General features: G+C 74.3%; 7 protein-coding genes. 2 read left to right on the top strand and 5 right to left on the bottom strand.

All coding sequences use genetic code 11. From position 1 onward, the window contains the following. Window positions 1-239 precede the first annotated feature (239 nt). From ACGF0D_RS25030 to ACGF0D_RS25010, 5 genes are all read right to left on the bottom strand, one after another. The gene (locus ACGF0D_RS25030; protein ID WP_392876841.1) at window positions 240-716 is read right to left on the bottom strand and encodes a hypothetical protein; all 477 of its coding nucleotides are present in this window, start codon (window positions 714-716) and stop codon (window positions 240-242) included. 345 nt (window positions 717-1,061) lie between these two features. After that, complete coding sequence (locus tag ACGF0D_RS25025; protein ID WP_392919778.1) at window positions 1,062-1,814, bottom strand: choice-of-anchor P family protein; 753 nt, start codon at window positions 1,812-1,814, stop codon at window positions 1,062-1,064. 142 nt (window positions 1,815-1,956) lie between these two features. Next, complete coding sequence (locus ACGF0D_RS25020) at window positions 1,957-3,474, bottom strand: glycosyltransferase (RefSeq protein ID WP_392919775.1); 1,518 nt, start codon at window positions 3,472-3,474, stop codon at window positions 1,957-1,959. After that, on the bottom strand, window positions 3,471-4,088 hold the full coding sequence (locus tag ACGF0D_RS25015) for an archaeosortase/exosortase family protein (protein ID WP_392919772.1): 618 nt from the start codon (window positions 4,086-4,088) through the stop codon (window positions 3,471-3,473). Before ACGF0D_RS25015 ends, ACGF0D_RS25020 begins: the two co-directional genes overlap by 4 nt. Before the next feature lie 93 nt (window positions 4,089-4,181). Further along, the gene (locus ACGF0D_RS25010) at window positions 4,182-4,397 is read right to left on the bottom strand and encodes a hypothetical protein (RefSeq protein WP_392876597.1); all 216 of its coding nucleotides are present in this window, start codon (window positions 4,395-4,397) and stop codon (window positions 4,182-4,184) included. Between the two features lie 370 nt (window positions 4,398-4,767). On the opposite strand from ACGF0D_RS25010, the gene wecB reads away from it, so the two are divergent. Then, on the top strand, window positions 4,768-5,985 hold the full coding sequence (gene wecB / locus ACGF0D_RS25005) for a non-hydrolyzing UDP-N-acetylglucosamine 2-epimerase (protein WP_392919770.1): 1,218 nt from the start codon (window positions 4,768-4,770) through the stop codon (window positions 5,983-5,985). Window positions 5,986-6,220: 235 nt separating this feature from the next. Continuing rightward, on the top strand, window positions 6,221-8,815 hold the full coding sequence (gene lanKC / locus ACGF0D_RS25000) for a class III lanthionine synthetase LanKC (RefSeq protein ID WP_392919767.1): 2,595 nt from the start codon (window positions 6,221-6,223) through the stop codon (window positions 8,813-8,815). The last annotated feature ends 150 nt before the right edge of the window (window positions 8,816-8,965 follow it).

Below are 8,965 nucleotides of genomic sequence, written 5' to 3'. Positions count from 1 at the left end.
CGCCCCACCCACCCCCCGCCACACGGTCTCCCACGGCCCCCGCTAGGCCGTGCCCGCCGGGGCCCGGGCGACGGGTGTTTTTGCGGGGTGCCCGGCCGGGGGGCCCCCCCCCGGGGGCCCCCCCCACCCGCGGCGTCCGGAGCCGGCGCCCGTCCGGCCGGGAGGGCCGGTCCCGCCGGGACGGCTAGGGCCTGTCTCTTGGATCCTTGCCGGGTCCGACAAAATCCAAGAGACAGGCCCTAATCCAGCTGGGACAGCGCGTCGGTGACCAGCCTGGTGGCGAAGTCCTTGCCCTTGTTGGAGATCCGGTTGATGTACTCCGCGAGCAGGACCGTCATGGCCTCCAGCGGGTTCATCTCCTCCTTCGTCCACGGTCCGTACTGGGCGCGCCACAGGTTGGGGCTCAGGCCGGTTCCGGCCGCGATGAGCAGGCCGGCCATGGTGGGGATCACCTCCGGGCTGAAGGTCCGCGGCATCATCCGCATCGTGGCCACCAGGCTGGGGACCGCGTGTTCGAGCACGTCCTCCTCGTGGTTCTCGAAGGCCGAGCGCAGCCAGTTCATGTACATGTAGACGAGCGTGCACACGCCTTCCACCAGCGCCTCGGCCTCCTCGGGGCCGAAGGACGCGGTGAGCTGGTCGACCATCCGCTGGTGCTCGGGGTCCGTCCCGGACTTGCCGTCGTAGACGGACTTCAGCCGGGAGTCGATCACCATGAGCGCTGCGCTCACATCGCCGACGGGAGCGTGTTGGGGGTCGCAGGACGGCACGGGACTCCTCCTAGAACGGCGGCGGCCCGGTACGGCCGGTCCGTTCGTAGGGTAGGCGACCGATCGGACGGGGACGGACGGATCCGGGCGCGGGCACCCCGCGGGGGCGGGTGCGGGGCGGTGGGACGGGCGCGCGGCGACCGCGGGACGGGCCCTGCCCCCGCTCCCCGTCACCCCGCGGTGACTGATCACACGTCAGGATGAGTCACCGGCAGCCGAGTTGACGACGACGCCCGGAGGGCGGCCGGACCGTGGCCGTCGCGGGCCCCGGGCCGGCCGCCCTCCCTGCCGTCAGACGCCCGAGACGGCGTTCCGGGCGTTGCGGCGGCGGACGTAGACGGTGGCCAGGATGCCGGCGAGCACCGCCCCGCCGCTCATTCCCGCGACCGACGGGTTGATCATCGGAACGGCGGCCGCGGGCTCGGCCCCGCCGCACTGGGCGTGGCCGATGACCAGGTTGGCGCCGTTCAGCGACGGCAGCAGGGTGATGTGGACGGCGTTGACGGTCAGCACGCCGTTGGCGTCGGTGGTCTGCTCGTTGAGGACGATCGAGCCGACCAGCGGGATGCTGACCCTGGTGTTGGCGGGGGCGTTGGCCTGCAGGTTGGTCGGGATGCCGGCGACGCTGACCGACCCGCCCGCGATCAGGCCGCTGCCGGTGGCCCCGGTGGGGGTGGCGGTGCAGGTCGAGTTGACGCCGGTCAGGGAGACGGACGCGACGCCCAGGTCGAGCCCGAGCTTGTCGACCGTCGCCGAGGCGGACGCGGTGCCGTCGGCGGGATTGCCGGCGGTGGTCGCGGTGAGCGTGGAGTTGGTGGCGACCGGCCCGATGTCGAGGCCGACCAGGGTCTGGGTGCCGCCGGACGGGTAGGTCGACTCGGGCGACGGCGCGACGGCGACCATCCCGCCCAGTGCCTCCGTGGAGACGACGTAGGCCTCGGCCACGGGAGCGGGCAGTGCGGCGAACGCCGGGGACGCCACGGACAGGGCCGCGACGGCGAGCGCGGTTCCGGCGAGGACACGGTTGCGGGTACGAGTTCTCACGGGTGGGCCTTTCGGACGGGGGCACGGCGGACGGAGGTGTCCGCCGCACGGGGCAGGAAAGGGGGTGGTGCGTCGACTCCGCCGACCGGCCGCGGGGCCGGGATCGGCCACGGCCTCACCGGTCGGGGAGAAGTCTCGGTGCTCAGGCGGTGGCGATCTCCTGGCCGGCGGTCTCCTTGGCGGGGATCTGCCCGGCGGTGAGTTCCCGGGCGGTGATCTCCCGGGCGGGCACCTCCCTCGCCGTGAGTTCCCGGGCAGTGAGTTCCCGGGCGGGGACCTCCCTCGCCGTGAGTTCCCGGGCGGGGAGTTCCCGGGCGGTGGACGCCGGCAGCGGCACGGCCGTACGGGCCGTCTTGTGCCAGGCGCCCTTGCGTCGCACGATCCGCCAGAAGGCGCGGACCGCGACGAGGTAGGTGGTCGCGGCGTAGACCGCGAGGGCCAGGCCGTAGCCGAGCGCGGCCCGGCGGCTGATCCCCGGCTCGCTGCGGCGCCGGTACAGCGGCCCCCAGAGGGCGAACTCGGCGACCCCCAGGACGAGGTAGAGCGCGATCAGCACGGCTCCGCCCTCGCGTAGGAAGGCCAGCACGAACTCCGGGTAGAAGACGACGTTGTAGCCGAAGGCGGCGATCGGCACGGTGTAGACCACCAGGCCGACGACCTGCAGCCAGGGCTGGACCATGAAGTAGAGGACTTCCAGGAAGCCCAGCGTGGTGAACTCCCGAGAGCGCCAGACCCTGCGCAGGTACGACGCGCACTGCATCGAGCCCTGCGCCCAGCGGACCCTCTGGGTGATCAACTGCCGTACGTTCCACAGGGCTTCCTGGTCCACCCAGGCGGTCGTGGTGTAGCCGTTGCGCCAGCCGGCCAGCATCATCCGCAGCCCGAGCTCGAAGTCCTCCAGCAGCGCCCGGCCCCACGGCTCGCCGCCGGCCCGGTCGATCGAGCGCAGCGCGCTGAGCCGGTTGGCCTGGCCGTTGCCGCCGACGTTGACGGTCCGGGTGAGCCGGCGGGTGATCTGGATGGCGGAGATCGGCCCGCGGAACTCGATGTCCTGGAGGCGGGTCAGCAGCCGGGCGAACCGGTTGGCGAGGCGCCCCCGGTGGGGCAGCGGGACGGCCACGTCGCGGTTGGACATCCGGACCTCGACCTGGACGGCGCCGACGGCCGGGTCGCCGAAGGAGGACGGTCCGGCGAAGGTGTCCAGCATCCCCGGGGAGGGCCGCCCGTCGGCGTCCAGGACGATCAGGACGACCCGGTCGGCGTCGGTGTCCTGCGGCAGCCAGGCCTCGATCGCCCGGTAGGCGGCGTTCAGGGCGTCCCCCTTGCCGGTGCGCGCCCGCGGCAGCCGCCGGGCGACCAGGTGGACGGGCCGCCCCTCGGCCGCCCTGGCCCGTACCACCTCGGCGGTGCGGTCCTCGGAGTGGTCGTCGACCACCCAGACCCGTGCGCGGGGGAAGTGCCGGGCGAGGTGGTCCAGGGTGGTGCCGATCACGGCCTCCTCGTCCCGGCAGGGTATGAGGAAGTGCCAGTCGAACCGGCTCGGGTCACCCGGGGCGTCCGGGCCGGCCCGCAGGAAGTTGCGCACGATCACCGTGACGTAGGCGAGGAAGCCGATCCCCAGCACGAAGGAGAGGGAGACGGACAGGTCGAGCAGGGTCACGGCGCATCGGCCTCCGCGTCGCGGGTGGACGTTCGGGTGATCAGGAAGAGGAAGAGCAGCAGCGCGGTCAGGCCGGCGGCCATCATCAGCACCGAGCCGAACAGGACGTGCGTCCAGCCGAACCCCTCGTCGCCGTACCGGTGTTGCATGGCGACGATCAGCGTCAGCCGGCCCAGGTTGGCGGCGAGCACCAGGGCGGCCGCCAGAGCGAAGCCCAGCAGGATCCGGGCCGGCCCGCGGGTGCCGAACAGCAGCAGGACTCCGGCCAGCAGGGCCAGCGGGGCGATCAGCAGGGCACTGCTGCAGCCGGTGGTCAGGGCGATCCCTCGTCCGAACCCGCCGTCGTCACCGGCGTACAGCACCGGCGCGTCGGGGGCCGCGAGCAGCAGGGTGCGCAGGCCGAGCGCGTGGGAGACCAACCACCGCGCCCCGGCCATCTCGTGGAACCGGTAGGCGCGTTCACCGGCGACCAGGACCCCGCACAGGCCGAGCAGCAGCGGTCCGGCCACCCCGGCGAGCACCCGGCCGGCCAGCGGGGCCCGGCCGGGCCGCGACAGTGGCGGGCGGGCCGGGCCCGGTGGCCGGGCGGGTTGTGGGAACACGTCTGCGGTCACGAGGAAACCCCCTGGGAGAAAGGCGAGTCGGCGGAGATCGGCCTGGCGGGGCGGCCTTTGTCGGCCGGCGCGGCTGCCGGACGGACGGGGCGGCTACCGCCCGTCGCGCGTCCGGTCGGTCCGGTCGGTCCGACCGGCCCGCTCGTCCCGGTCCGCGGCGAGCCGGCTGCGCCGCAGCAGGGCGACGCCCACCAGCACCAGGGCGGTGCCGACCGCCGCCACGAGGCCGAGGCCGGGCGAGCCGGTCGAGGCCAGCACGCCACCGCCGGCCGCCGTCGGGGGAAGGCCGCCGCCTATGGGTCCGTACATGGTGGTTCCTCTCGTTACGACCGGGTTGTCCCGATCTTTGCGATCTGGAGCCGTATGTTGCTGGGCTGATCGGATGATCGGATAGATGGCCGCGCCCATTCGGGTGGAAATCACCCGTTTGCCGCAGTCGGCCGCGCGGAGGTGGCGGCGAGCCGGTATCCGGGAGCGAGGGCGCCGCCGCCAAGTCGGCGCGCTGCGACCGACCTTGATGCACCGGCATACGAACCGTCGGCGACGCCGCTGACGGCTCGGACGGACCCGAGTGGGCCAAGTGGGTGACATTACCCCTGCGTATGGATATTTCCCGTGAATCCACCCATATCGTCTGCTGATACTTCCCCACCCCGCCCTCTCGCCCCTTCGGAGCGCCATGTCCTCGACCGATGTCGCCCTGGTCCTCGGAACCCGGCCGGAGATCGTCAAACTCGCCGGAGTGGCCCGCCTCCTCGGCCCGCGGGCCCGCATCGTCTGGAGCGGTCAGCACTGGGACCCGGCCCTCACCAGCACCTTCTTCGCCCAGTACGGCCTCCCCCGCCCGCACCACCTGCTGCAGGGCGTCGGCGGCGAGCCGCGCGGACGGCAGATCGGCCGGATGGTCAGCGCACTGAGCGACCACCTCGCGGCCCGGCCGCCGGCCGCCGTCGTCGTCCAGGGCGACACCAACACCGCCGCCGCCGGCGCCCTGGCCGCGCACTGCGCGGGCATACCCGTCGTCCACGTCGAGGCCGGTCTGCGCTCCTTCGACCCCGACATGCCCGAGGAGGCCAACCGCCGCCTGATCGCCCCGCTCGCCGACCTGCACTGCGCGCCCACCGCGACCGCCGCGGCGCACCTGCTGCGCGAGGGCGTCGAACCGGACCGGGTGGTGATCACCGGCAACACCGTCGTCGAGGCGACCCTGGAGACCCTGCCCGACGAAGCCGAGGCCCACCGCATCGTGGCCGGACACGGCGTCACCCCCGGCGGCTACGTGCTCGCCACCATCCACCGCCCCGAGAACACCGACGACGCCGCCCGGCTCGCCCAGATCCTCGACCAACTCGCCGCCCTGGAGCTGCCGGTGCTGCTGCCGCTGCACCCCCGGACCGGGGCCGCCGTCGAGGCCTTCGGCCTGCGCGGCCCGGTCGCACGGCTGCGCCGGACCGAGCCGCTGGACCACGCCGGCTTCCTCGCCCTGGCCCGGCACTGCCGCCTGCTGGTGTCGGACTCCGGCGGGGTGCAGGAGGAGTGCACGGTGCTCAAGCGCCCGCTCGTGGTGGTGCGCAACTCCACCGAGCGCCCCGAGGCAGTCCGGGCCGGCTTCGCCCGCCTCGCCCGCCCCGGCCACCAACTCGCCCGCGCGCTAAGGGAGATGCTCGCCGACGAGGCCGCCGCCGACCGGCTGGCCCGGCTCCCCTCGCCGTACGGCGACGGGCAGGCGAGCGCCGAGATCGTCGCCGCGCTCCACCGCCGCTACCTGTCCTCCGAACTCCCCTCCAAGGCCGCGACGTTGCCCGACCTCGACGTCGAACCTCCCAGCATCGAGGACCGGTTGGCCGCTCCGCTCCCAGCGCCCGTCGCCGCCGCGGTCGCCCACCCCCGGCACTGACCGGACCGGCGACCTCCCCCGGCAGCCGGCCCGGATCCCCTGGCAGGAAGGTGGCGGATCCGAACCGTCGACCCTGCGCGCACCGGCTGGCAAGGTCGGAAGCAGCCCGCAACCGGCGGGATCCACTGCATCCGGGGGGCTCCCTTGACGACGACATCCGACGGCCGGGCGACCACCGGGACCGGCGCGGACACGGACGCGTACCGGCCGCAGGCCACGGGCTGAGGCGGGCCCCATGGACGACCGCTACGAGCGCCACTGCCTCGCCGACCCGCTGTTCTACGACGACCCCGCCCGCGCCGAGCGCCCGGACGACCGGTTCGCCGCCGCCTCCGTCCCGCTGCCGCCGGGCTGGCAGCGGGTCGAGCACGGCCCCTGGGTGCACATCAGGGCGCCCCGCGCGCAACTGCCCGAGCAGGGCTGGAAGGTGCACGTCTCGGCCACCCCGGACGAGGCCGAGCGGGTGATCGACCAGGTCCTGGCGTACTGCCTGGAACACGAGCTGACCTGGAAGTTCCTGCGCGGCCGGGCCACCGTGCTGACGGCGAACGGCAAGTACGCCGACCGCCGCTCCAGCGGCAAGCTGATCACCCTCTACCCGGAGGACGACACCCGGCTGGCGCAGGTGCTCGACGAGCTGTCCACCCTGCTCAAGGGCGTGCCCGGCCCGTACGTGCTGAGCGACCTGCGCTACCGGGAGGGGCCGCTCTACCTGCGCTACGGCTCGTTCGTCCAGCGTTACTGCACCGACGAGCAGGGCCAGCGGGTGCCGGCCATGATCGGGCCGGACGGCGAGCCGGTGCCGGACGTCCGGGGCACGGTCTTCACCGTGCCGGACTGGGCGCCGGTGCCGGAGGTCGTCACGGCCCAACTGGCCGCCGACACCGCGCGGGAGGCCGAGACCGCGACCGACTTCCCGTTCGAGGTCACCAAGGCGCTGCACTTCTCCAACGGCGGCGGCGTCTACCGGGCCACCGACCAGCGCGACGGCCGCGAGGTGGTGCTGCGCGAGGCCCGCCCGCACGCCGGCCTCGACCACGCCGGCCGGGACGCGGTGCAGCGGCTGCTGAGCGAGCGCCGGGTGCTGGAGGCACTGGCCGGGCTGGACTTCGTGCCCGCGCTGTACGAGCACCTCCAGGTCTGGGAGCACCACTACCTGGTCGAGGAGTACATCGAGGGCGAGCGGCTGGAGGACGTCTTCACCCGCACCTGCCCGCTCACCCACCCCGAACCGGACGAGGCCGGGCTGGCCGAGTACACCGACTGGGCACTCGACGTGATCGACCAGGTCACCGGCATGCTGGCGGCGCTCCACGAGCGCGGACTGGTCTTCGGCGACCTCCACCCCAACAACGTCCTGATCCGGCCGGACGGTCGCTGCGCACTGGTCGACTTCGAGATCACCTTCCCGGCCGACGACGCCACCGCGCCCCCGCTGGGCGCGCCCGGCTTCGTCTCCCCCAGGGCCCGGCGCGGCACGGCCGTGGACACGTACGCCCTGGCCGCGCTGCGGCTCTACCTCTTCCTGCCGGTGAACAACCTGCTCGCGCTGGACTCCGGCAAGGCCGAACTGGCCGGCCGGGAGATTTCCGCGCGCTACCCCGTGGCCCCCGGTTTCGGGGCCGAGGTCGCCGAGGAACTGCACCGGGCGGCCGGCGGGCGGCTGCCGCCGGGCGCCACCGAGCACCGGCCGGACCCCGCCGACGGCGACCCGCAGCCCTCGCGGCCGGCCTGGCCGCAGGCCCCGTCTGCGGACACCGAGGCCTGGCGCCCGGTGCTGGACTCGCTGGCCGCGGGCATCCTGGCGACGGCCACCCCGGAGCGGACCGACCGGCTCTTCCCCGGCGACGTCGAACAGTTCGGCCCGGTCCACAACGGCCTGGACCTCGCCCACGGTACGGCCGGCGTGCTGTACGCGCTGCGGGCCTGCGGCCGGCCCGCCCCGGCCGAGCACACCGACTGGCTGGTGGCCCGGGCGAACACGGAACCGGACCTGCCGCCCGGGCTGTACGACGGACTGACCGGCATCGCCTGGGCACTGGCCCACCTCGGCGCGTCGGAGGCGGCCGGCGCACTGGTCGACCGGGTGCTCGCCGCCGAGCCGCCGCTCGATCCGGGGCTCGGTTCCGGACGGGCCGGCATCGCGCTGGGCCTGCTCGACCTGGCCGGCGCGCTCGGCCGGGACCACCTCGCCGACCGGGCCCTGGCCCTCGGCCACGAACTGGCCCGGGAGGAGCGCGCCCCGCTGCTGCGCGGCCTGCTGGACGGCTGGAGCGGGCAGGCCGCGCTGTTCCTGCGACTGCACGGACACACCGGCGAACCGCGCTGGCTGACGGCGGCCGAGGCGGCGCTCGGCCGCGAGCTGGACGAGGCGGACATCACCGACGGGATGCTCTTCCTGGTCGAGGACCGCTACCGCCGCAAGCTCCCGTACCTGGCCGCGGGCGGCGTCGGCACCGCGCGCGTGATCGCCGAACTGGCCCGGCGCACCGGCGCCGACCGGCTGCCCGACCGGTTCACCGAGGCGCTCACGGCCGCCGAGCGCGCCTGCCGCCCGGACCTGATCGCCGCGTCCGGCCTGTTCGAGGGCCGCGCCGGGCTGCTGCTGCACCAGCTCGGGACCGGGCACCGGGCGGAGGCCGACCGCCACCTGCGACTGCTGGAGTGGCACGTGATGGACCATCGCGGCCACCTGGCCTTCCCGGGCCGCCGCTCGATGCGGCTCTCGGCGGATCTCGCCACCGGCGCGGCCGGCGTCCTGACCGCACTGCACGAGGCAGTGCTCGGCCCGGTACCGCTGCCCGGCATCACGGACTTCCCCCGGCCCTGAGCCAGGGGAACACGACGGCCACCACCGGTGGCCGGGACCACCTCACCGGTAAGGAAAGGAACGGACCATGTCGAAGATCCTGGCCCTCCAGGGGCTCGAGACCGAGACCGGCGCCTCGGCCTACACCAGCACGATCCTGCCCCCGAGCCA

The sequence above is a fragment of the Kitasatospora sp. NPDC048298 genome (genome assembly GCF_043201465.1).
Taxonomy (GTDB): domain Bacteria; phylum Actinomycetota; class Actinomycetes; order Streptomycetales; family Streptomycetaceae; genus Kitasatospora.
This window is presented reverse-complemented; position numbering and strand designations above follow the sequence as displayed.